Source organism: Salinimicrobium catena, assembly GCF_900102915.1.
GTDB classification, from domain to species: domain Bacteria; phylum Bacteroidota; class Bacteroidia; order Flavobacteriales; family Flavobacteriaceae; genus Salinimicrobium; species Salinimicrobium catena.
Window position 1 is genome coordinate 162,450 of record NZ_FNGG01000002.1, and the last position, 21,772, is coordinate 184,221.

General features: G+C 42.9%; 18 protein-coding genes and 2 tRNA genes. 9 read left to right on the top strand and 11 right to left on the bottom strand.

Annotated elements, in window-relative coordinates:
- Positions 1-477 (top strand): DinB family protein, encoded by a 477-nt coding sequence (locus BLS64_RS05375; RefSeq protein ID WP_093112491.1) that lies wholly within the window; start codon positions 1-3, stop codon positions 475-477.
- 121 nt (positions 478-598) lie between these two features.
- Positions 599-2,290, top strand: a complete 1,692-nt coding sequence (gene ettA / locus BLS64_RS05380; protein WP_093112492.1) for an energy-dependent translational throttle protein EttA — start codon at positions 599-601, stop codon at positions 2,288-2,290.
- A gap of 67 nt (positions 2,291-2,357) precedes the next feature.
- On the opposite strand, the gene BLS64_RS05385 is transcribed toward ettA, so the two are convergent.
- The 8 genes from BLS64_RS05385 to hutI all read right to left on the bottom strand — a co-directional run bounded on the left by BLS64_RS05385 (position 2,358) and on the right by hutI (position 11,510).
- Positions 2,358-2,951, bottom strand: a complete 594-nt coding sequence (locus BLS64_RS05385) for a response regulator transcription factor (RefSeq protein WP_093112493.1) — start codon at positions 2,949-2,951, stop codon at positions 2,358-2,360.
- 26 nt (positions 2,952-2,977) lie between these two features.
- Positions 2,978-6,043: a ligand-binding sensor domain-containing protein gene (locus BLS64_RS05390; protein WP_093112494.1), complete on the bottom strand. Its 3,066-nt coding sequence runs from the start codon at positions 6,041-6,043 to the stop codon at positions 2,978-2,980.
- Between the two features lie 152 nt (positions 6,044-6,195).
- Entirely contained in the window at positions 6,196-7,494 is a 1,299-nt protein-coding gene (locus BLS64_RS05395) for a DUF2254 domain-containing protein (protein ID WP_093112495.1), read from the bottom strand.
- A gap of 96 nt (positions 7,495-7,590) precedes the next feature.
- Positions 7,591-8,409, bottom strand: coding sequence for an MBL fold metallo-hydrolase (locus BLS64_RS05400; RefSeq protein ID WP_093112496.1), 819 nt, complete (start codon positions 8,407-8,409; stop codon positions 7,591-7,593).
- 64 nt (positions 8,410-8,473) lie between these two features.
- A complete protein-coding gene (locus tag BLS64_RS05405; RefSeq protein WP_093112497.1) occupies positions 8,474-8,932 on the bottom strand; it encodes a GNAT family N-acetyltransferase in 459 nt (152 codons plus the stop codon).
- Between the two features lies 1 nt (position 8,933).
- Positions 8,934-9,284 carry a DUF1622 domain-containing protein gene (locus tag BLS64_RS05410; RefSeq protein ID WP_093112498.1) on the bottom strand — a complete coding sequence of 117 codons (351 nt, stop codon included), beginning with the start codon at positions 9,282-9,284 and terminating at the stop codon, positions 8,934-8,936.
- Positions 9,285-10,274, bottom strand: coding sequence for a formimidoylglutamase (locus tag BLS64_RS05415; RefSeq protein ID WP_093112499.1), 990 nt, complete (start codon positions 10,272-10,274; stop codon positions 9,285-9,287). It lies immediately after the preceding gene.
- Positions 10,275-11,510 carry an imidazolonepropionase gene (gene hutI, locus BLS64_RS05420; RefSeq protein ID WP_093112500.1) on the bottom strand — a complete coding sequence of 412 codons (1,236 nt, stop codon included), beginning with the start codon at positions 11,508-11,510 and terminating at the stop codon, positions 10,275-10,277.
- A 120-nt stretch (positions 11,511-11,630) separates the two neighbouring features.
- On the opposite strand from hutI, the gene BLS64_RS05425 reads away from it, so the two are divergent.
- From BLS64_RS05425 to BLS64_RS05435, 3 genes are all read left to right on the top strand, one after another.
- Positions 11,631-12,803 carry a trans-sulfuration enzyme family protein gene (locus BLS64_RS05425; protein ID WP_093112501.1) on the top strand — a complete coding sequence of 391 codons (1,173 nt, stop codon included), beginning with the start codon at positions 11,631-11,633 and terminating at the stop codon, positions 12,801-12,803.
- A 41-nt stretch (positions 12,804-12,844) separates the two neighbouring features.
- Complete coding sequence (gene bshB1, locus BLS64_RS05430) at positions 12,845-13,561, top strand: bacillithiol biosynthesis deacetylase BshB1 (RefSeq protein ID WP_093112502.1); 717 nt, start codon at positions 12,845-12,847, stop codon at positions 13,559-13,561.
- 63 nt (positions 13,562-13,624) lie between these two features.
- Positions 13,625-13,700: transfer RNA gene (locus BLS64_RS05435), tRNA-His, on the top strand.
- A 406-nt stretch (positions 13,701-14,106) separates the two neighbouring features.
- Here the strand turns inward: BLS64_RS05435 and BLS64_RS05440 are convergent.
- A complete protein-coding gene (locus BLS64_RS05440) occupies positions 14,107-15,138 on the bottom strand; it encodes a M28 family metallopeptidase (RefSeq protein WP_093112503.1) in 1,032 nt (343 codons plus the stop codon).
- Positions 15,139-15,329: 191 nt separating this feature from the next.
- On the opposite strand from BLS64_RS05440, the gene BLS64_RS05445 reads away from it, so the two are divergent.
- The 4 genes from BLS64_RS05445 (at position 15,330) to BLS64_RS05460 (ending at position 17,602) form a co-directional block, all read left to right on the top strand.
- Positions 15,330-15,752, top strand: a complete 423-nt coding sequence (locus BLS64_RS05445; protein ID WP_093112504.1) for a CBS domain-containing protein — start codon at positions 15,330-15,332, stop codon at positions 15,750-15,752.
- 83 nt (positions 15,753-15,835) lie between these two features.
- Positions 15,836-16,267, top strand: a complete 432-nt coding sequence (locus BLS64_RS05450) for a transporter substrate-binding domain-containing protein (RefSeq protein ID WP_093112505.1) — start codon at positions 15,836-15,838, stop codon at positions 16,265-16,267.
- Positions 16,264-17,211: a cation diffusion facilitator family transporter gene (locus BLS64_RS05455; RefSeq protein WP_093112506.1), complete on the top strand. Its 948-nt coding sequence runs from the start codon at positions 16,264-16,266 to the stop codon at positions 17,209-17,211. The genes BLS64_RS05450 and BLS64_RS05455 overlap by 4 nt, the downstream gene beginning before the upstream one ends.
- A 306-nt stretch (positions 17,212-17,517) precedes the next feature.
- Positions 17,518-17,602: transfer RNA gene (locus BLS64_RS05460), tRNA-Ser, on the top strand.
- Between the two features lie 380 nt (positions 17,603-17,982).
- On the opposite strand, the gene BLS64_RS05465 is transcribed toward BLS64_RS05460, so the two are convergent.
- Together BLS64_RS05465 and BLS64_RS05470 are read right to left on the bottom strand one after the other, a co-directional pair.
- Positions 17,983-20,970, bottom strand: a complete 2,988-nt coding sequence (locus BLS64_RS05465) for a sensor histidine kinase (RefSeq protein WP_093112507.1) — start codon at positions 20,968-20,970, stop codon at positions 17,983-17,985.
- Positions 20,948-21,700: a LytR/AlgR family response regulator transcription factor gene (locus BLS64_RS05470; protein WP_093112508.1), complete on the bottom strand. Its 753-nt coding sequence runs from the start codon at positions 21,698-21,700 to the stop codon at positions 20,948-20,950. Before BLS64_RS05470 ends, BLS64_RS05465 begins: the two co-directional genes overlap by 23 nt.
- Positions 21,701-21,772 lie beyond the last annotated feature (72 nt).

Sequence of the window (21,772 nt, forward strand, 5' to 3'; positions counted from 1 at the left end):
ATGGATCCCTCTGTAGGTTTAAAACAACAGCTTGTAAGCCACCTCAAGGGAGGGGAGGCTTTTATGCCTATAGAGGAAATGCTGGAAAAGATCCCCTTTTCTGAAACAGGAAAGAGACCCGCAGACCTTCCTTATTCATTTTACGAGCTCTTCTGTCATATTAGATTCACACAAAAGGACATATTAGATTACTGTACCCAAAAGGATTATTCGGCTCCGGCCTGGCCTGAGGCTTACTGGCCAAAGGAACAGGCGCCAAATGATGAAGCTGAATGGGAAGAGGTGAAAACTAATTATTTTCAGGAAAGGGAGGAACTTGCGAATCTTATAATATCACCCGAAAAGAACCTTTTACAGCCGATACCTTCAGGAAAACATAACTTTTTTAGGGAGGTCCTGCTGGTCATTGAGCATACTTCTTATCACAGCGGACAGCTTTTGATCCTGTTAAGACACCTGGGACTGCATTCCTCTTAAATTTTCGACTTTCCGAAGCAAATATGAGTACTAAAATTGTGATATTTGCCTGATCCAAACTTCTGAAAGAAACACTTAATTGAGTGGCTTTCAGGTTAAATACTTTTTAAAAACACAATTTATGGCAGACGATAAAAAAGTGATCTTCTCCATGTCTGGTCTTACCAAGACCTATCAGGGAGCGAACACACCGGTTTTAAAGAACATATATTTAAGCTTTTTCTACGGAGCGAAGATCGGGATCCTGGGGCTTAACGGTTCTGGAAAATCCACTCTTTTGAGGATCATCGCGGGAGAGGAAAAGAACTACCAGGGTGATGTGGTTTTTGCCCCCGGATATTCTGTTGGATATTTGGAGCAGGAGCCAAAGCTTGATGATGAAAAGACGGTGCTTGAGGTAGTAAAGGAAGGCGCTGCCGAAACTGTGGCGATTCTGGAAGAATACAACAAGATCAATGACATGTTTGGCCTGCCCGAAGTCTATGAGGATCCTGACAAGATGCAGAAGCTTATGGACAAGCAGGCAGAACTGCAGGATAAGATAGACGCCAGCAATGCCTGGGAACTCGACACGAAACTGGAGATCGCCATGGATGCCCTGCGCACCCCTGAACCAGATAAGAAGATCGGAGTCCTTTCCGGAGGGGAAAGAAGAAGGGTAGCTCTTTGCCGCCTGCTGCTGCAGGAGCCCGACGTGCTGCTGCTCGATGAGCCTACCAACCACCTTGACGCCGAGTCTGTATTGTGGCTGGAACATCACCTTCAGCAATATAAGGGAACAGTGATCGCTGTGACGCACGACCGTTATTTCCTTGACAATGTAGCGGGATGGATCCTGGAACTTGATAGAGGAGAAGGAATCCCATGGAAAGGAAATTATTCTTCCTGGCTTGACCAAAAGGCAAAGCGCCTGGCACAGGAACAAAAGCAGGCCAGCAAACGCCAAAAGACCCTGGAGCGCGAGCTGGAATGGTCAAGAATGGCTCCCAAAGGACGTCATGCCAAGCAAAAGGCCCGTCTCAACAATTACGATAAGCTGATGAGCCAGGACCAGAAGAAAATGGATGAACAGCTGGAGATCTATATTCCAAACGGTCCGCGTTTGGGAACGAATGTGATCGAGGCTAAAGGTGTAAGCAAGGCTTTTGGAGACAAATTGCTGTATGATGATCTTAACTTCAAGCTGCCGCAGGCAGGGATCGTGGGGATCATTGGGCCGAACGGGGCCGGTAAGACCACCATTTTTAAAATGATCATGGGACAGGAGCAGCCAGATAAAGGAACTTTTGAAGTAGGAGAGACCGTCAAGATCGCTTATGTAGATCAGAGTCACGCGAACATAGATCCTGAAAAGACCATTTGGCAAAACTTCAGTGATGAGCAGGAACTCATCATGATGGGCGGCCGGCAGGTGAATTCAAGGGCATATTTGAGCCGATTCAACTTTAGCGGAAGCGAACAGAATAAAAAGGTCAGCAAGCTTTCCGGAGGAGAAAGGAACCGACTGCACCTTGCCATGACATTAAAAGAAGAAGGAAACGTACTGTTGCTGGATGAGCCAACCAACGACCTTGATGTGAACACCCTGCGTGCACTGGAAGAAGGTTTGGAGAACTTTGCAGGCTGTGCGGTGATCATCTCACACGACCGCTGGTTCATGGACAGGGTATGTACGCACATACTGGCTTTTGAAGGAAATTCTGAAGTGTATTTCTTTGAAGGCAGTTTCTCTGAATATGAGGAGAATAAGAAAAAGAGACTTGGCGGAGATATTACTCCAAAAAGGATTAAGTATAAGAAACTGGTAAGGTAATTAAGGCTTTTTAAAAGAAAGATCCCCTATCGATTTGATGCAAACTGGTAGGGGATCTTTTATTTTCTCAGGCGAGACGGTTTGCCAGAACAAACCTGATGAGCTCTCCTTTTTTATTGAGATTGAGCTTTTCCTTTATATTTTTCACATGGGTATCCACGGTATGCTTGGAAATGAAAAGTTCACTGCCAATAATCTTATTGGTTTTTCCTGTTGCCAAAAGTTGCAGGATCTCCACTTCCCGCCTGCTTAATTGCTCAGCCAGACTGGTATCTGTAGAAGATGGTGACAAGGTAAATTGATTCTTGATAGCGAGGTTAAGTGTTGTAAGTAATTGTTGATTGTTAAAAGGTTTTATTATGTAAGCATAGGGAGAAACTTCTTCTGCTTCTTCCATAACCTGCGGGTTTGAATAGGCAGTTAGGAAAATTACAGGTCCATGCCGGTTCAGATCATGGTAATTCTGAATGATTTCTATTCCATTTCTCTTCTCCTGAAGGTTGATGTCACAGATAACACCGCTGAAGTTTTCATTCTGTAAAGTTTCAATAGCTTTTGCACCATTTGTAGCTATTGTTGCCTCATAGTTGTTCTTTTTTAAGAAAAGCCGCAGGCTTTCTGCAATGATTATCTCATCTTCAATCATTAAAATCTTATTCATAACCAAAGGTGCTTAATTAATATTGACTAACATTCAAATTTAATAGTGATGCTTGTTCCCTGTTCCTCCTTGATCTTCATACTGCCTTTGAGCTGCAGCGCAAGATTTTCAATAAGGTTAAGACCCAGGGAATCCTCTGCCTTTTCTTGATTAGATTGAAAGCCTATGCCATTGTCGTGATATTTTAATGTGGCATAAGACCCCTCCTGTGACAGGGAAATGGTGATCTTTTTGTTTTCCTTATTATCTGGAAACGCGTGTTTGAGGGTATTGGTGACCAGTTCATTGATTATGATCCCCAGTGGGGTGATACATTTCTTATGTACCTCAAGAGGAACAAGATGAAATTCCAGGTTTACTGAGGCATCCATGAAATCTACCAGTTCATTGGCAAGGGTTGAAATGAACAGATCGAGCTTGAAGTTTTCTCCGGGTCTTTTGTCATTCAGAAGGTCGTGAATAGTGGCAATGGTGAATAGCCTGTTTTGAGCGGCCTCCAGATTATTCTTAGCAAGTTCATCGGTTATGCTTTCTTTCTGAATTTCCAGGAGACTTGCAATTAGCTGAAGGTTGTTCTTCACCCGGTGATTAAGCTCCTCCATTAAAAAGGCAATATTGTCTTTCTGCTCTTTTGCGAGATTCATTGCTTCCCCAAGATCTTGATTGGATTTTCTGAGTTCAGCGGTCCTGCCTTCAACCATTTTCTGCAGGCGCAAATTTTCTGCTTTTTTTCGGTTATATCTTATAAAGAAAACAGAAGTGATGAGCAGCAAGGTCCCCATCAGCAAAAGTATTTTGAAATAGGTGGTGGCATACCAGGGTGCCCTTATGGTAAGGAACAGTCTATCTGGATCTCCCCATAATAGATCACTGTTGCTGCCCTGGACCAGAAAGGTATAGGTGCCGGGATTCAGGTTAGTGTAAGTGGTAGTACGTTCTTTTGTTACAGGACGCCAGTCTTTGTCAAAGCCAAGCATTTTGAACCTGTACCTGTTTTTCTCCGGAAGCAAAAAATTCAGGGAAGCAAAGTTAAAAGTGATCACGTTTTCATCATAATCAAAAGAAAGCGTATCGGTATAGATCAGGTTCTGAGCTATGGGGTTTCCAAAAAGCTCCACGTTTTCAATTATGGTTTTTCCAACGTGCTGGTTCACGGGAATACTGTCTGCATGAAAAACATTGAACCCGTTCATGCCTCCAAAATACAGGTAGCCCAAACTGTCTTTATAGGCAGCCTTGCCATTGAATTCATTATTCTGAAGCCCGTCCTGCTCTGTAAAATTAGTGAAGGTTTCCGATTCGTGATCCAGCTTTGACAAGCCTCTATTGGTACTTACCCATACATCATCATTGTTATCGGTCAGCACGCCATAAATGAAATCGTTGGGAAGGCCCGGCTGTTCCAGGTAACGGGTGATCCTGTCTGTTTGAAGATCGAGTTTATTCAGCCCTTTGGCAGTACCTATCCACAGATTTTGATTTTTATCTTGGGTGATGCTGAAAACCCTGTTATTGCTTAAAGATTGGCTGTTAGAAGGATCGTGATCGTACTTTGTGGTCTTTCCTTTGCAAAGGCGGTAGAGCCCGTCATCTGCACCCAACCACAGAGTGCCGTCAGGACCTTTAAAAGAAGCACGTGACCTGTGCAGGTCCTTACCATTGATCTGAACGGGTTGGGATTCAAGTGTAGCAGGGTCTACGGAAAAAATGCCCGATGACCAGGTACTTACCCACATACTGTCCTTTGACAGCGGAATTATTTCGGCTACATCCCGGTCAGGAATGCCTGTTAGCGGAGTGACCTCTTCAAAAACATCTTTATTCCGGTTGTATTTTTCCAGCCCCTGATCAAATCCGCCGCCCCAGATCTGTTCTTGTTCGTCTTTCACCAGAGTGTAACCCAACCTGTCTGTACGGTACAGTTCATAAGTATCAGCATCCAGATTATGTTTTACATATCCAAAAGTGGTAGTCATCCACAGGTCGTTTCCTTCTCTTAAAAAGTTAAAGATGCTTATGTATTCCTTTTCAGGTTCATCTGGAAGAGTGATGCGCTTTGGAGTGAATTTTTGTCGTGCAGGATGATAATAGAACAAGCCTTTTCCTTGAGAGCCCATCCATATCCCACCCGAAGGATCCTTCTTTATCTGCAGAATCTCCACGGGAGAATGTTTTTGGTTATTAAGACCCGCAAGAAAAACCGGTTTGAATTCAAGTGAGCTTTTATTGAGAAACATCAATCCATTTGTAGCCCCGAGCAAGTAGAATTCTTCGTTCCAATCAAAGAAACATCTAACTCCAGCTTCAGAACCGAGTTGTTTATTTTCTTTCAGGTCTTCAGAGGAAAATGAATACATAAAAAGCCCTTTTTGAGTTCCGATCAAAATGCCATCTGTTTTTCTCTGCTGAAAGGCATGAACGGGATTATTGTCAAGAATATCAAAGTGTGGCAGGTTTGTGATTTTTTTGCTGTCCAGGTCCAGTTCTACAATTCCGTTGAAATAGGTGCCCAGCCATATTTTGTTTTCTGAATGTTTGAAGGTGCTTACTACATAATCATTCACTGAAGTATCAGGTAAGGAAACAGCGAAAATTTCTCCGGAACTTCTGTTTATTAACAGGCAATTTTTCAAGGTACTTACCAGTAGGAACTTCTGGTTGATCTCATAGACACCATGGGCGTAGCTAAGCGACGGATCTGCAGCAATAATGTCATCATCCTTGAAATGCAGAAATTTGTCCTGTGAAGGGATGTAAGCCTGGAGCGAGTGAGTATTGGTTCCCAACCAAAGCGTATCTTCAGAATAAAAAAGACCCCTAATGTGATCATCGGTCAGTCCATCTCCATCTAAATAATTCTGGGTAAAGGTAGTCATTTCGTACCCGTTGAACCTGTTTAATCCGTCCTCAGTTCCGGCCCATAAATAGCCGTTTTCATCAAAATCGAATTGTAACACGTTTAACTGGGAAAGTCCTTGTTTTTGAGCAATATTCGAAACTTTCAAAGTATCCGGAACAGGTAAGCTCAGATCCTGGGCCTGAACACCAAAAGAAAGAAAAATTAAGAAAATGAAAAGTAAAGGTTTTATCATGCTTTAGAACCTAGATGCGCCCTGATTATCTTATTTTTTAAGACGATTAGGTGATAAAACTAACTCTTTCAATGGAAGTTTTATAATAATTTTAAGATTTTATTCCGGAAAACAGCTTTGAATATCATGTGATTGACTGTTCCTTTAGAAGATCATTCCTTTCTTTGAGGTAACTGGAGTTTATGGGAAATATGGCTCAGGATCGCCAGATCTGCGTGGTTGTCCAGAACGTTTCCTGCGTCTTCAAGCATCCTTTCTGCTTCCCTTGATAAGGTTTTGTAGTACTTGTCATTCTGTACCTTTTGGGTTTGGAGATAATAGAACATGGTTCCCACTTTCTGAACCACGATAATATCCTGTTTACAATAGGTGCGAATGGCGGCCATGACATTGTATAGCAGCTCGTCAAAGTTGACGCTCCTTACCTTTACGTAATTTTCATTGTCATCAGAAATAAAGGTCTCGTCGGCCTTAAGCATTCTAAGCTGCAATAATTCTGTCAAGTAATCAATGGCATTAAGGGCGGTTCCCGGGTCATTGATCCCCGGCGACATGGCTTTGACGATTACTTCGGTAATCTGTTTAAAGGCCAGGATGTAATTTTCTGAAACCAGTTCTGCACGAGAAAAATGGAACCTTTCCAGTACATTTTCAACCTCCTCTTCAGAGAGTTCTTTACTGCACCTAAAGACCGGGATTCCCTGTAAAACAAAGATTCCCTTCACCGGGAGTATCTCCAGTTTCACCTCTTTTTCCTTGCAAAAGTCCAAGAGGTACTGGGTAGAAAAATCCTGGAAATAACCACTTTTTTCGGTATGGTATTCTTTCCAGTTATCGGTGTCTGGAAAATCGGTTGAAAGGTCATTTTCGTGCTTCAATAATTTCTCAAGAGTTTCCTTGGCCGAAAGAAAGGTTTTATCAAGAATGTAAGTGATCTGGATGTTCTGGGAAATGTTGTGGATGAAATATATGAAAGCATAGATACAGGCCACAGTGAAAAGTATACCCAGCAGCACCGAAAATCCCGGCACCTGGTACTTATCTCCCGTTGGTTGAATAGAAAACAGTATGAACACACAGTACAGGATGCTGGCAAGGTAGATACCTAAAATGAACTGGTGATTCCTGTCGGAGATAAGGCCGGGCAACAGCCGGGGAGAATAGTTGGTGGAAGCCTGGTTCAGCAGAAGCATAACCATAGAAAAGCTGAACACCATCATGGAGATTAGTCCGGTGATGCAGGCGCTGAGTATAGTGAGGGCGGTATCCCCATTGTTTACTACCAGTACAGGTACATTGTCAACTAAATACCTTGAAATGCCCCTGTTCTCCAGGTACATCATCACAAAAGCGAACAGCAGACCCGAGAGGGCGAACAGGGTAGGGTAAAAAACGATCTTGCTTTTTATATTTCTGTAAAATGTAAAAATGGAGGAATATGAAAACTTCATGCTTACGGCTTTCCTATTAAAATTACGGAAAGTTTTTTAGGCATATACAAGAAAACCCGCTAAAAAAGCGGGTTTTCAAATATAAATTATGGGCTACTATTGTTGAGGTTCTTCAGGATACCAGTTAGCCATGACCACTTCAATATCCTTATTGCCTTCATTCACTAGCCTTTTGAATTTCTGAATATCAGATTTTCCATCCTTTCCGCGGAAGTGATAAGGATAAACCTGTTTGGGAGCGAACTCCAGCACCCCGTCTGCAGCGCTTTCAACTGTCATGGTATAGGGCAGGTTCATGGGAACCAGAGCAATGTCAATGTTCTCCAAATTCCTCATTTCCGGAATGTCTTCGGTATCGCCGGCTATATAAAGCCTTTTTCCGTTCTTTTCCAACACATAACCATTTCCGCGGCCTTTAGGGTGGAACTGTTTGGCCTCTTCTCGTAAGTTGTACATAGGAATCGCCTCGATTGAAATCCCTTGCTGATCAATAGTGTCACCGTTGTTCATCACCACCAGGTTAGGAGCAAGCGAATCGGGCAGTTCTTTCTTCACCGCCTGCGGCACTATGATCTTCGTGTCTCCTAAATTGAGAGCGTTGAGGGTCTTGACATCCATATGATCGCCGTGAATATCGGTGATCAACACCAGGTCTGCCTCGTCCATGCCTTCAAAAGCTTCGGCGCCTCCTACAGGATCCAGGTAGATGGTAATATCATCCCAGTTAATAACCGCGGTGGCATGTGATATGGGTTGGATCTCTGGCATGTCCTGTTCAGCGGAAGCCTCTTGTTGGTCCATTTCGGTTTGCTCAACTTCGGAAGTTTCTTCGATCTCTGCAACCTTCTCTTCTTTTTCAGATTTACAGCTGAAGAGCAGGGCGCTGCAGAAAAGTAATGTGAAAAAATATCTCATAATTGCTTCGTTTTTCCTAAAACTAAGCAAAATTCACACTTTTGTTCGGATAATTAATAGAACTTTAGCAAAGTGGCAGCTCCATTTTAATGTCCCCACGAGCGTAGGGATTGTTCTGTTCTATTGGAATTTCCCTAAACCCATACTTCTTGTAGATGTGAATGGCGTTCTCCAGCTTTCGGTTCGAATAAATGATCAGTTTTTGCCAGCCCTGCTCCTTTGCGTAAGCTATAGTGTGGACCATCAGCTTTTGACCAATGCTTTTTCCCTGGGCGGCCGGCGTCACCGCCATTTTGGTAAGTTCAAAGATTCCGTCTTTAATCTTCATAAGGGCTACGGTGCCAATGATTTTCTCGTCCTCTTTTACCAGGAAGATCTGTCCGCCGGGATTAATGATGTATTTTTCAGGTTTGCCCAAAACCTCTTCGTCATGAGGTTCTACCCAAAAATATTTTTCCAGCCATTCGATGTTCAGGTCTTTAAAATCTTTGGCGTATTGGGATTCAAATGAAATTATCTGCATATTAGGATCCGATCTCTTTTTTCTGCCAGGGCCATTTGCCCTCCAGTTCTACCTGCAAAGATAAGCTAAGAAACGTTCTTATCACCACTATCACTGCCAGTACCAGCACCTGATTCATGGTAGGATCTAAAGTTACAGTGGCGATAATATCTCCCGCTACCAGGAATTCCAATCCAAGCAGGATGGCCTTTCCCAGGTCATGTCTAAAGGTTCTGTAAGAACTACCTTCTTCATGCAGGTTGTTGAAATAGCGCCATAGGGCCAGGATAGCTCCCAGGATCATAGTGAGAATTCCCACTACTTCAATACCCAGGGCTATATAGTCTATCCACTCTAAGATCGTTAGTTCCATTTATTGTTTTGCCTTTAAAAAGTCAGTCACTAAAAAGCTGAGGGCCTTGCCGGTTGGATAATCATCGGTTGCAATGGCCTCGCATACGTGAAGATAACAACAATTCTTTTCCCGTGCAGCATTGCGCACAAATTCCCTGGTCTCATTCAGAGAGAAACCGGTAGGAGAAACCGCGCTGCTGGGGAAACCGGCAATGGCGTCACAATCCAGTTCCAGGCCGAATTTTTCGACTTTTACAAAATCCAGGTCCTCCTGAAAATGAAAGGAAAGATCTGCTTTTTGAAGGTTCTCAAAAAGGCTGTAGTGAATGCCTTCGGAAGAATCCATTTCTTCAAAAATGTAATCCGGAGTATAATTTTGGTGTAGTCCGAAGATCGAATACCGGTTCAAAAAACCGTTCTTTCGGGCATAGCTGAAGCCATTACCACTGTGACGATGATCTGTGGTTCGCAGGTCGGTATGGGCATCGATGTTCAGCACGTTGACCTTTTTCTGAAAAGCTTCTGCGGCACCCTTCAAATTTCCGTAGGCATTGTTATGTCCGCCGCCAATGATCACGGGGATCTTGTCTGCGGAAATGATCTTTTTTACCACCTCGCTCACCTTTTCATCCACTTTTTCGGTAATATCTCCCAGCTTCGCATGATAGTTAGGATCTGAAGGGTCGATCTGAGAGGCCTTCCGCATTTCTTCCGAAGATTCTATCTCTCCCAGAACAAGAACTTTTCCGGAGTCAAAAAAACGGTTGTGCTGAATGTTTAGAAAAGCCTTTAAAAAGGCTTCCCAGGCATTAGAAGTTCCCGGTTTGCCATGATTGGCCCGCACGCCTATATCTTCGGGAACCCCAAAAATGACGAATTGAGCATCATTTTCAGATAACTTTTCCGAAGCCTTTAATACCTGCACTTTTTCACCCAGCCTGGTTTCCCCGTTCCTTAGGGAAAGGTAGCGGGAAAGCTGCTTTTCAGAATAGATCTTTACCGCGCCCATTTAGATCTTTTTTCCGTTGATATAAACCGAGTCTATATGGTTTGCACCAAAGGAGTAGGGCAAGAATCCGTAAGACGGGATCTTTTCGGTGAGGATGAAATTGGCCTGTTTCCCTTTAGTTACGCTGCCGTGAGTTTCGCTAAGGCCCATGGCGTAAGCCGCGTTGACCGTGGCGGCATTGATCGCTTCTTCGGGGTTCATCTTCATCTTCATGCAGGCCAGAGACACCACCAGGTTCATGTTCCCGCTGGGCGTGCTGCCCGGGTTATAATCTGTAGCCAGGGCAAGGGGCAGTCCTGCGTCAATGATGTCACGTGCCGGGGTGTACGGGATGCCAAGGAAAAGCGAGCAGGAGGGAAGCGCCACCGGCATGGTCCTGCTGCCTTTTAAAGCTTCGATATCTTCAGGGTTCATTACCTCCAGGTGGTCTACAGAAAGAGCATCATATTCTACCCCAACCTGTATGCCGCCAATCGAGTTGAACTGGTTCACGTGGATCTTGGGAATAAGGTTATGTTTCTTGCCGGCGGCAAGGATCTTATGGGTGTCTTCTACCGTAAAATAGCCTTTTTCGCAAAAAATATCCACGTATTCGGCCAGTTGCTCTTCGGCGATCTTTGGCATCATTTCGTCAACCAGCAGATCGAGATAAGCATCCTTGTTTTCTTTATATTCTTTGGGAACGGCATGGGCTCCCAGGAAAGTTGCCTTGATGGCTATGGGATAATTTTCTTTTAATCTTTTTATCACCCGCAGCATCTTCAATTCGGCATCTGTAGTGAGGCCGTAACCCGATTTGATCTCGATGGCAGTGGTTCCCATTTTCATCACCTCTTCCAGTCTTCGGGCAGACTGGACGTACAATTCTTCTTCTGAAGTTTCCTGAAGTTTTTTGGCCGAGTTCAAAATACCGCCTCCTTTGTTGGCGATCTCTTCATAGGTGAGGCCGTTGATGCGGTCAACGAATTCCTGTTCCCTGTTTCCGGCGTAGACCAGGTGAGTATGGGAATCGATCCAGCCGGGTAGCAGGATCTTTCCGGAGGCATCTACTGTTTCCACCTCTTCAAAAGCGGGGATTTCCTCCATTTTTCCGAAGTCGACGATCTTGCCGTCCTCCACCAGGAGCCAGGCATCATCGAGTTTAGGAAGTTCTTTCATTTCGCTGCCCTTCAGGCTTATAGTTGCGTTGTCTCTTATCTGGAGCAGCTGCTTGATGTTCTTAAAAAGTAATTTCATACGGTAAAGATAAAAAACCGGGTAGGAAATAAAACGCTTCTGCAGAGAAATGCGTTGATATGAGCAGCTTTTGCTTAATAATATTCTTAGTAACTTAGTGAAAAATCAAATTCGTTAACCATGGCCAAAAGATCTCAGGGCATCAATACCCTTTGCGCGCATGCCGGCGAGCTGGAAGACAAGCAGTTCAAAGGCGCAGTCTCACCCTTATACATGTCGACCTCCTACGCTTTTGAAGATGTGGAGGTAAAACGCTACCCGCGGTATTTCAACACTCCAAACCAACAGGCGCTCGCTCAGAAGATCGCTGCTCTGGAACATGGAGAAGCGGCGCTTATCTTTGGCAGCGGAATGGCGGCAGTGAGTTCTTCCTTATTGGCCTTTTTGCACAAGGGAGATCATGTGGTGCTGCAGAAAACCCTGTATGGAGGCACCAGCAATCTGGTGACCGAGGAATTCAAGAAGTTCGGGATTGATTTTACTTTTGCCAGGGACCTTTCTGCGGAAGCCTTTGAAAAGGAGATCAGGAAAAATACTAAAGGGATCTATATCGAGACGCCGTCCAATCCGTTGCTCAGCATCACCGATATTAAAGCCATTGCCGGCCTCGCTAAAAAACACGGCCTGGTGAGCATGATAGACAATACTTTTGCTTCGCCCGTCAACCAGAACCCTATAGACATGGGCATTGATGTGGTGATCCATTCAGCCACTAAGTATATGGGCGGGCACAGCGATATTTTGGCCGGCGCGGTGGTTTCTTCAGAAGAAAAGATCGATACCATTTTTCAGTTGGCAAAGAATTTTGGCGGAAGTCTAAGCGATTATACCGTGTGGTTATTGGAAAGAAGTATCAAGACAATGGGGCTTCGCGTGAAGGCGCAGAACGAGAATGCCGGAAGGATGGCAGAATTTTTAGAGCAGCACGAGCTTGTCGAAAAGGTTTATTATCCCGGTCTCAAATCACACCCAGATCATGAACTGGCTAAAAGCCAGATGAAAGGCTTCGGCGGGATGTTATCTTTCGAACTCAAGGGGCTGGACTCGGCAATTTTTATGAAGTACCTGAAACTTATCAAACCTTCTATGAGTTTGGCCGGAGTGGAATCTACAATCTTGTCTCCGGCCAAGACTTCTCATGCCTTGCTTTCACCCGAAGAGCGGGAAGAGCAGGGGATAAAGGACGGTTTGCTGCGATTTTCAGTGGGGATCGAAGAACCTGAAGACCTTATAGCAGATATTGAAGAGGCTCTGGAAGAGACCCGGAAGGATATGGTAGATGTGCGGATCTAAAATTGTAAATTTGGCCTGCAACTAAAAAGACAAGATAATTCATGAAATTAGATATACTGGCAATAGGGGCACATCCCGATGATGTAGAACTTGGCTGCTCGGCCACGATCGCTAAAGAGATCGAAAAAGGAAGAAAGGTCGGGATACTGGATCTTACCCGGGGTGAACTGGGTACCAGGGGAACAGCCGAGATAAGAGATAAGGAAGCGAAGGCCGCTGCAGATATTTTGGGAGTTTCAATAAGGGAAAACCTGGAATTCAGCGATGGGTTTTTTGTGAACAATGTGGCTCACCAGCTGGAGATCATCAAGGTGATCAGGAAATACAAACCCGAGCTCGTTTTGTGCAATGCCATAGATGATAGACATATTGACCATGGAAAAGGGGCAAAGCTGGTAGCCGATGCTTGTTTTTTAAGCGGACTTCGAAAGATCAAGACCATTTATAACGGAAATGCGCAGGAAGCCTGGCGTCCAAAGAATGTATTTCACTACATTCAATGGAAAAATCTTTCTCCAGATGTGGTGGTTGATGTGACCGGCTTTATGGATAAAAAAGTTGCCTCGGTAAAAGCCTATGCTTCTCAAATCTTTGATGAGAATAGTCAGGAACCCGAGACTCCTATCTCAAGCAGTAATTTTTTGGAGAGCATTACCTACAGGGCCAAAGACTTAGGCCGTTTGGTAGGTACCGAATATGGGGAAGGATTCAACGTGAGCCGTTACGTGGCGGTAGATTCATTATTTGACCTGAAGTAAAAAAACAAAGTTTTTTCTTTTGTATAAGGAGGGAAATGTATTACATTTGCATCCGATTAAAATGGTGGTCGTAGCTCAGCTGGTTAGAGCGCTGGATTGTGGTTCCAGAGGTCGTGGGTTCGAACCCCATCTTCCACCCAAAAAGCTCCTTGTGAAAACGAGGAGCTTTTTTTGTTTCTGCATTTGTTAAGTGGCACCCCGAACTTCTGACTAAGGGAGGAATGGTTGAGGTGTTCGAGAGAAAACTCTACTTATAAAAGGCCTTCGACCATTCCTCCTTTCGGTTGGACTGCCGAGCTCAGGCTGACAATTCGTTGCGACTGTTCTTAAAATAAAATCAAGCTTTTCCTTTATTGTCACACCGAGCTTCCGACTGAAAGGAGGAATGGTCGAGGTGGTTAGGTAGGGAATTTCTCTTTACAGTAGCCTTCGACCTTCGGCTGCGCCTACCTTTCAGCTCAAACTATGATCCGGATCGTTTAAAAATAAAAAACCTCACAGAATTTGAATTCCATGAGGTTTGAATATGGGATGAAATAAAATTCTTATTCGGCGACTGTGTCAGCCATTGTGGGCTTGTCAACCACAGGACGCTGATCTCTGTTAGCAACCTCCCATGCGGTAAGGAACACCAGTTTCGCCCTTTTTGCCAGTAAGTCATACTCGATCTTATCCGGCGTGTCTGTCGGCTTGTGGTAATCCTCATGAACCCCGTTAAAATAGAAGATAATGGGAATGTCATTTTTGGCGAAATTGTAGTGGTCACTTCTATAATAGAACCTGTTCGGATCGTTCTCATCATTATAAGTGTAATCCAGCTCCAGGTTAAGGTACTTCTGGTTCACCGCTTCACTAAGTTCATGCAACTCTGTACTCAGCTTATCGCTTCCGATCAAGTACACATAATCTCCGGCGTCTTCTTTTCCTTCACCCACACGGCCGATCATATCAATATTTAAATTCGTAACGGTCTGCTCCAGTGGAAAAACAGGATTATCTGTATAATACTTTGAGCCTACAAGGCCTTTTTCCTCCCCGGTAACATTCAGGAAAAGAATGGAACGCTTTGGCCCAAATCCGTCTTCTTTTGCTTTTTTAAAGGCTTCGGCTATCTCCAGGATGGCTACTGTACCCGAACCATCATCATCGGCACCATTGTAAATATTGCCTTCATCATCTATCCCCACATGGTCGTAATGAGACGAGATCACCAGGATCTCTTCAGGCAAAGCGGTACCTTTTATGTAAGCCAGAACATTTTCTGTGTCCTTAATATTTCCACGGGTAAAAACGCTGGAAGGAACCTCCTGGAAATAATCATCCTCACCCAGGGGAGAAGGAATGTTGAGTTTCTTATATTCGGATTTAAGATATTCTGCCGCTTTTTTCTGCCCGGGTTCGCCGGTTTCTCTTCCTTCAAATTCATCACTGGCGAAAGTGAAAAGATGCTCCTTCAACTCCTCGGGAGTGATGGTATTTGCATATTCCACGGGATTCGCTTCTTCAATACTCTTTGGTTTAGGGGCTTTACAGGCCACCAAACTCGCCGCCATGGTAAAAACCAGTATTTTCTTCATTTTATAATGTTTTAATTGAAGCTCACAAGATAATGGTTTTTTCGGGTAAAATCCCAAAACAAAAGTTCGTAGAAAAGGCCCTGATTTTAACTTTTTTCTGAAGGAATTCGGCCACGCCGAACTGTTTTTGTAACCTTTTATGTTGTATCTTTTAGACAGCCAAACGATTAACGTCCGAAAAATTGTGAGATATGAAAAAGAATGCACCAGTTTCGGCCATCATGACCAGGAACATAGTCAAACTGAAACTTTCAGATGAATTGTCTACGGCAGAATCCCTTTTCAAGCGCAACCACATAAGACATCTGCCTGTGGTGGAAAATGGTCATATAGTGGGAATGTTGAGCTACACCGATCTACTTCGGATCTCCTTTGCCGATGCGGTAGACGAGGATGGAGAAGGGATCGAGACCACCGTATATGACATGTTCAGCATTGAACAGGTAATGACAAAAAAGGTGGTTTCTGTTGATCCTGATACTACGATTGAGCAGGTGGGAAATATTTTTCTCTCCCATGAATTTCACGCCCTTCCTGTAGTAGCCGATGACAGGCTGGTGGGGATTGTCACCACCACCGATGTCATTAGGTGCTTCCTGAAAGAAGATTGCTAAGGTCTGGTTTTCTAAAAAAGCTTTTTGAAAGGTTTAACGTACAACAGCTGCTGTAGCTGGGGTAAATTTTCTAATTTGGTAATATGACCAAGTGGAAGATCATCCTGCTGGTGTGCCTTACTTCCTGCGTTTTTCCCAAGGATCCTGAAAACTCCTTTGAAGAAGCACGCAGGAATGAACTTTTAGTGGGAGTGGTGGAAAACCCACCGTTCACCATGGTGGAAGACAGTACATTTTCTGGCAGTGAGGTGGAAATGCTTCGGAAGTTCGCAACAAAAGAGGGGCTTAAGATCAGCTTTAAAGAGGGGTCTGAAAGCAAACTTGTAAAACAACTGGAAGAGTTTGAGATCCATGTAGTGATAGGGGGCATCACGAAAAAGACCATCTGGAAAAAGAAAGCGGGCATGACCGTTCCATACGATAAAGAACATGTCTACCTGATACCGAAAGGCGAAAACAGGCTTTTGAAACACCTGGAGGATTTTATTTTTCAGCAAAAGAAACAGCAGCCATGAAAGTAATTCATGACTTTGAACTACCGCCAGATCTTAAAAAAGCCCTGAAGCGGGCTAAGAAACTGGAGTGGATCACTCTTGTTTATCTCATTTCTGTTGTTATTATCATGTATTTTTCCCTGGGCTCGTCTCAGGCGATGAAAACTGCCTGGCTGGAAGATGTTTTGAGCCTGGTACCGTCAATAGCATTTTTGATCTCCAGTAAGATCAACAGTAAAGCTCCTAACAAGAGATTTCCCTATGGTTATCACCGCGTCTTTTCCATTTCATTTTTGACAGGGGCGGTTGCACTTCTTGGAATGGGGATCTTTTTGGTCTATGATTCCTCCATGGCCCTTATCAAGGCCGACCATCCTACTATAGGCTCTAAAATGTTCTTTGGGTACGAGGTATGGATGGGTTGGGTGATGATCCTCGCCCTTTTGTACAGCGCCATTCCGGCCATGATATTAGGTATGAAAAAGATCCCTCTTTCCGAAGACCTTCACAATAAACTGCTTTTTACAGATGCCAGCGCTCAAAAAGCCGATTATATGACAGCCCTGGCAGCTATTCTCGGAATTTTGGGAGTGGGCGCCGGAATTTGGTGGGCAGATGCCGTAGCGGCTTTGTTCATATCTATCTCTGTTCTTAGAGACGGTCTAAAACATGTAAAAACGGCATCATTTGACCTCATGGACCGGTATCCGCAACGCCTAAATACGACAGATGAAGATGAGATCATCCTTAAGGTAGAAGAAACTGCCCGTTCCTGGCCATGGGTGGCCGGGGCAAAGGTACGTTTCAGGGAATCGGGACAGGTCTACTTCGGACAGGTAGCTGTAGTGCCTAAAGGGAAGATAGATCTTGATGATATCGCCAGAGGCTATGAAGAATTGAGAAGCCTGCACTGGAAGATCCATGACTTTACCATTGACCCGGTGAGGAAGCTGCCGCCATGGTAAAAAAAAGAGTGAGAAGGGTAAGTAGGGGGATACACTTCTCACTCATGTGCCTGCTATAGGCTAATGCTTTAGTCGACTTCAATATAATGGCTTTTTGCGGGAAAGAAATTGTAAAAAATACATTTAACCAGTATTTAACAGGGTTTTAATGAATATTTGGAAATAAACAGGAGCCAAATTCTATTTTTTTTCAAACAGGGAAAGATAGGAACCTACTCATTTTCAGAGGAAAGAAAAATAAGCCTGAAAAAAGCCAATTTTTCTTCTTTAGAATTCGAAAAAGCTTTTTATATTTGCATCCGCTAAGGAGAAATGGCAGAGTGGTCGAATGCGGCAGTCTTGAAAACTGTTGAGGGTCACACCTCCGGGGGTTCGAATCCCTCTTTCTCCGCTGAAAAAAACCCGCAATGAAATTTGCGGGTTTTTTGTTTTTCAAAAACTGTAGAATGACACAATTCTCTCTTGGCTTTAGGTTATCACCTGGAGGACCGTAGAACATAACTTCCCATTGCCTTTCCATTTTTGCGAAGCTCTAACTGGAGTATAAAAAAACCACCAACATCATGTGCCAGTGGTTTTGTTCTTTAAAAATTAAAGCAAGAACAGTTTTTTATTCCTGATGAGTATTATACCCCTACATATAACACTATACAAAAAATAAATTCTATGTCAGAGACAACCGTTGCTTGCTCTAATTTTTTTGTAAAATTAAAAGATATGTTAAAGCAAAGAAGGGTCGTTTAGTAAACGTATGGATTTTGGAAGTAATCGTTAAACTTTCAGGGTTAGAATTACGGAAGTGCCTTGATCTTTAGCCGAAATTATTTTTAAAGTTTCATCAATATCATATCCCAGCAAAGTCAGGCGCTCTTTAACCAGGTTCACTCCTTTGGATTCGTGCAATTTATTAGTTGGATCATTGTTGATCCCGATTCCGTTGTCTTCGATCTTGCACTGCAAATCGTTTTCTGAAAGTAGCTTGAAAGAAACTTTTAAAGTAGGGTTGGGAATACTCTTCGGAAATGCATGAACAAACACATTTTCGACAAAGGTCTGAAGCAGCATCGTCGGGATTTCTGTTTCGTAAGAATCGATCCTTGGATCTACTTCAGTAATCACCTTTATGGCATTATTGAAGCGGGTATTTTCCACCCGAATATAGGATTGCAGGTAATCTATTTCTTCGCTCAACAAAATGGTCGGTTTGTTACAGTGATCCAGGTTCAGCCTGATCAATTTCGCGAAATCCCCTAAGAATATGGTGGCGTTCTCAATATCCTTGTCCATTATATAATACTGGATGGAATTCATGGCGTTGAATATAAAATGAGGATTCATTTGCGCCAGCAGCGCTTCCATTTTAGTTTCTTCAAAACGCTTTTGGATCAAACTTTTTTGCTTTTCAAATTGCCGGGTTTGGTTTATTTGAAATCTGTATATGCCATAGACTACTACTAGAAAGAAGCTCAATATCAGTAAAGAAAACCACCAGGTTTTCCAAAATGGCGGGAGTATTACCAATTTTAATAATAGTTGGGTATAACTTAAACCCGTGCTTTCGTCAAACACTTTTACCTCTACGTTATAATCATCTGTTGGTAAAAAAGGCAGGAATATTTCCGGTTTTGATGATGCGGGACTCCATTTGTCACCTGGATTTAGGCGGTACTGGTACTTAAGCTTGCGAGGATATGCGTGAGCATTTGTAGAAAATCTAAGTAAGATGGTATTTTCATTATATGCCAGATCAATTTTATCTTCTTTTAAAAAAGGCTCAACGGGAACTGCATTGTTATTAATAGAGATCTCTTTGATCTTTACCTGATCAACCAATGCCTCCGTATCTGTGATCGCGTTCAGGTCCACCAGGTAGAAGCCGTTTAAGCTTCCCAGGTACAATGTGTTTTTAACCACTTTTGCGCTGAGTAAAGGTTGTACCAGGCCTTGTTCCTTGTCTAAAAAAATGAATCGGCCGTTCTTGTACAGGGTTAGCCCTTTTTCTGTTCCAATTATCAGGTTCCCTTTGTATTCCCTCAAAAAAGCAATGGAATTTCCCTGAATCTTAGCCCGGGGTATTTTCCTAAGGACCTTAAATGTCGTTTTATCATTCACGATAAAAATATCTCCGAATTCATTTGAAATAGCCAGGTTTTCGCCAAGAGGCGTAATATGTTTTAATTTCTTTTCTTTCCAGATGTCATTTTTGAAATAGGACTCAAAATTATTATCCTCCCATACATACAGGCCGGAAAAAATAGACAGGAAATAGGTTTTATTCTCCTGTCGGCAACTGCCTACCACCATGGTGGGGGTGTGTGGCGCTTTCTGGTCAAAATGCGTATAGTCAAAAGTATCGAGATCACTGTAAACTCTAACCCCGCCATAAGGATTTGTCTCTATGAGTTTCCCTTTAGGTGTAAAATTGATCTCTTCGGAATGTAAGGGTAAATAACGATGCAACTCGCCGGTTTCCTTTATGGCAAAAAGGCCGATATTGGTGTTCACCCAATAGATGTTTTGGGATTCTTTAATGTCGTAAAAATTGATGTCTTCTGCCTTTGTGCTATAATCCAATTCATAAAAATCATCTTTATGTTTTGGCAACGGCAATTTGGTGTTCTTGAGGTAGTTTTTCTGCCATGCTTTTAGTTGGGACAGTTTAATGCTGTGTTCGCTTTCAGCCTTTTTTAGAAAAATGGAATTGCTCAACAATACCGCGAAACTGTTTTCTGTATTGGCGAACCCCAGAACGTTCTGACTTTCGATCTCGTGAAATTTTATTTGAGGGTTCAAAGCAACCTCAAACATACCGGCATCTTTGGTGCCTACGTATAACTTTTCGAAGTGGGCATCATAAGCCAAAGAAACCACTTCTTTGCTCAGGATATCAAATTCAGTAGCCCTTGAAATTAATTGATCATTTTCCACTTCATATATTCCGCCATTGGTGTCATAGATTCCCCAGGCGGCCGCAAAGATCTTATCATCATTGCTTTTTACATAATCCCAGATAATGGAATAGCCAATCTTTTCCGCAGAGACAGAATCTTTTTTATTCACAAAATCAGCCAGTGAATATTTTCTGAAAAAACCTTTGTGGCTGCTGTATATACTGTCCTGATCCACAAAAACGGAGTAGAGGTGTTGAAAATCTCTTAACTTGATAAGGTTTAGCTGATTATTCTCAACGCTGACTTTGAAGATCCCGGAATTATTATAAGTGGCAACATAGACCTGATCCTTGTACTTGAAGAAGTTCTGGACTCGCAAAAGTTGCTCGTTGGATGAAGTTTTTGAAGAAATAACCTTAAAGCTATTTACGTCAATTACGGAAACACCGTCGCTGGTTCCTACGAACATCCTGTCTTCGTCGGGAAAAAGTTTGGTGATCTCATTGTGAACCAACCCGTCTTTTGCTGAAATAACCTTAAAGCGAAATCCGTCATAAATGCTCACGCCTTCGCCGTAACTGCCAAACCACAGTTTTTTATTTTCGTCTTCTGCAATAGCCCAGCAACTGTTAAGAGCTAAACCATCCTCTTCAAAAAAATATTTGAACCCTTCATTTTCCTTTTTGACCACCCCATTCTCAGTACCAATCCATAGAACATGCTTACTGTCGACCAGCAATGACCTTACGGCATTATTGGGCAACTGGTTGGCTGCAGTATAATTTTTGCTGGGATAATTTTGAGTGAACGCTAAATTAAACCAAAAGATAAAGAAGAAGGAAAGCTTACTGACTTTGTAGAATGGCATTGATGAACTCTTCTTCTTTTCGAAAAGAAACCGGGATTTTCTCTCCATTGGTTAATTCAACTTCTTTATCAGCTTTGTTGTACCTCACCACGTAATTCAAATTGATGACAAAGCTTTTGTGTATTCGTTTAAAAGCGTGGGCCGGAAGAATTTCTTCCACATATTTCAATGTTTTCGTGGCCGTCTTGACATGGCCGTCGATCTTTTTAATACAGCAATAATTGCTTTCAGCTTTACAGTACAGGATCTGGTTAGAATGTATAAGTTCAAAACCTTCCACCGTCGGAAAAGCTATTTTACTAACGTTTTGGTCGTTGACATTCAGGTTTTCCAGTAGCAGTGATAATTTCTTTTGTGCGAAGCTCTCTTTATTCCTGTTCTCAAACTTTTTTACTGCTTCAGCGAGATCCACGTGATTAATTGGTTTGAGGAGGTAATCAAGGGCACTGCGTTTAATTGCCTTAATGGCAAACTGGTTGTAGGCAGTCGTGAAAATGACTTCAAAATTGACAGTATCGAAATATTTAAAAAGTTCAAAACCATTTTTTTCAGGCATTTGTATGTCCAAAAATAGCAGATCAGGTTCATGGTTTTTAATTGCAACTACACCCGTGTCAACCGAATTACATTTTTCGACAATGTTGAACTTATTAGGAAAGAACCTGTCAAGAGTCTTCTCCAGTAAATTCTGGGCGTTGATTTCATCGTCAATGATTACTGCTTTGATCATAAAATAAAACTACAATTAAATGCTGAGTTAATGACATCTTTCCTTCTGATAAAAATCAGCACAGTTCACATT

Excerpts from the sequence above, each read along its gene's own strand:
- BLS64_RS05425 (WP_093112501.1), top strand. The coding sequence starts at position 11,631 with ATGGCCAAAAGATCTCAGGGCATCAATACCCTTTGCGCGCATGCCGGC.
- bshB1 (WP_093112502.1), top strand. The coding sequence starts at position 12,845 with ATGAAATTAGATATACTGGCAATAGGGGCACATCCCGATGATGTAGAA.
- BLS64_RS05465 (WP_093112507.1), bottom strand. The coding sequence starts at position 20,970 with ATGCCATTCTACAAAGTCAGTAAGCTTTCCTTCTTCTTTATCTTTTGG.
- hutI (WP_093112500.1), bottom strand. The coding sequence starts at position 11,510 with ATGAAATTACTTTTTAAGAACATCAAGCAGCTGCTCCAGATAAGAGAC.
- BLS64_RS05385 (WP_093112493.1), bottom strand. The coding sequence starts at position 2,951 with ATGAATAAGATTTTAATGATTGAAGATGAGATAATCATTGCAGAAAGC.
- BLS64_RS05440 (WP_093112503.1), bottom strand. The coding sequence starts at position 15,138 with ATGAAGAAAATACTGGTTTTTACCATGGCGGCGAGTTTGGTGGCCTGT.
- BLS64_RS05410 (WP_093112498.1), bottom strand. The coding sequence starts at position 9,284 with ATGGAACTAACGATCTTAGAGTGGATAGACTATATAGCCCTGGGTATT.
- BLS64_RS05395 (WP_093112495.1), bottom strand. The coding sequence starts at position 7,494 with ATGAAGTTTTCATATTCCTCCATTTTTACATTTTACAGAAATATAAAA.
- BLS64_RS05415 (WP_093112499.1), bottom strand. The coding sequence starts at position 10,274 with ATGGGCGCGGTAAAGATCTATTCTGAAAAGCAGCTTTCCCGCTACCTT.
- BLS64_RS05375 (WP_093112491.1), top strand. The coding sequence starts at position 1 with ATGGATCCCTCTGTAGGTTTAAAACAACAGCTTGTAAGCCACCTCAAG.
- BLS64_RS05400 (WP_093112496.1), bottom strand. The coding sequence starts at position 8,409 with ATGAGATATTTTTTCACATTACTTTTCTGCAGCGCCCTGCTCTTCAGC.
- BLS64_RS05390 (WP_093112494.1), bottom strand. The coding sequence starts at position 6,043 with ATGATAAAACCTTTACTTTTCATTTTCTTAATTTTTCTTTCTTTTGGT.
- BLS64_RS05470 (WP_093112508.1), bottom strand. The coding sequence starts at position 21,700 with ATGATCAAAGCAGTAATCATTGACGATGAAATCAACGCCCAGAATTTA.
- ettA (WP_093112492.1), top strand. The coding sequence starts at position 599 with ATGGCAGACGATAAAAAAGTGATCTTCTCCATGTCTGGTCTTACCAAG.
- BLS64_RS05455 (WP_093112506.1), top strand. The coding sequence starts at position 16,264 with ATGAAAGTAATTCATGACTTTGAACTACCGCCAGATCTTAAAAAAGCC.
- BLS64_RS05445 (WP_093112504.1), top strand. The coding sequence starts at position 15,330 with ATGAAAAAGAATGCACCAGTTTCGGCCATCATGACCAGGAACATAGTC.
- BLS64_RS05405 (WP_093112497.1), bottom strand. The coding sequence starts at position 8,932 with ATGCAGATAATTTCATTTGAATCCCAATACGCCAAAGATTTTAAAGAC.
- BLS64_RS05450 (WP_093112505.1), top strand. The coding sequence starts at position 15,836 with ATGACCAAGTGGAAGATCATCCTGCTGGTGTGCCTTACTTCCTGCGTT.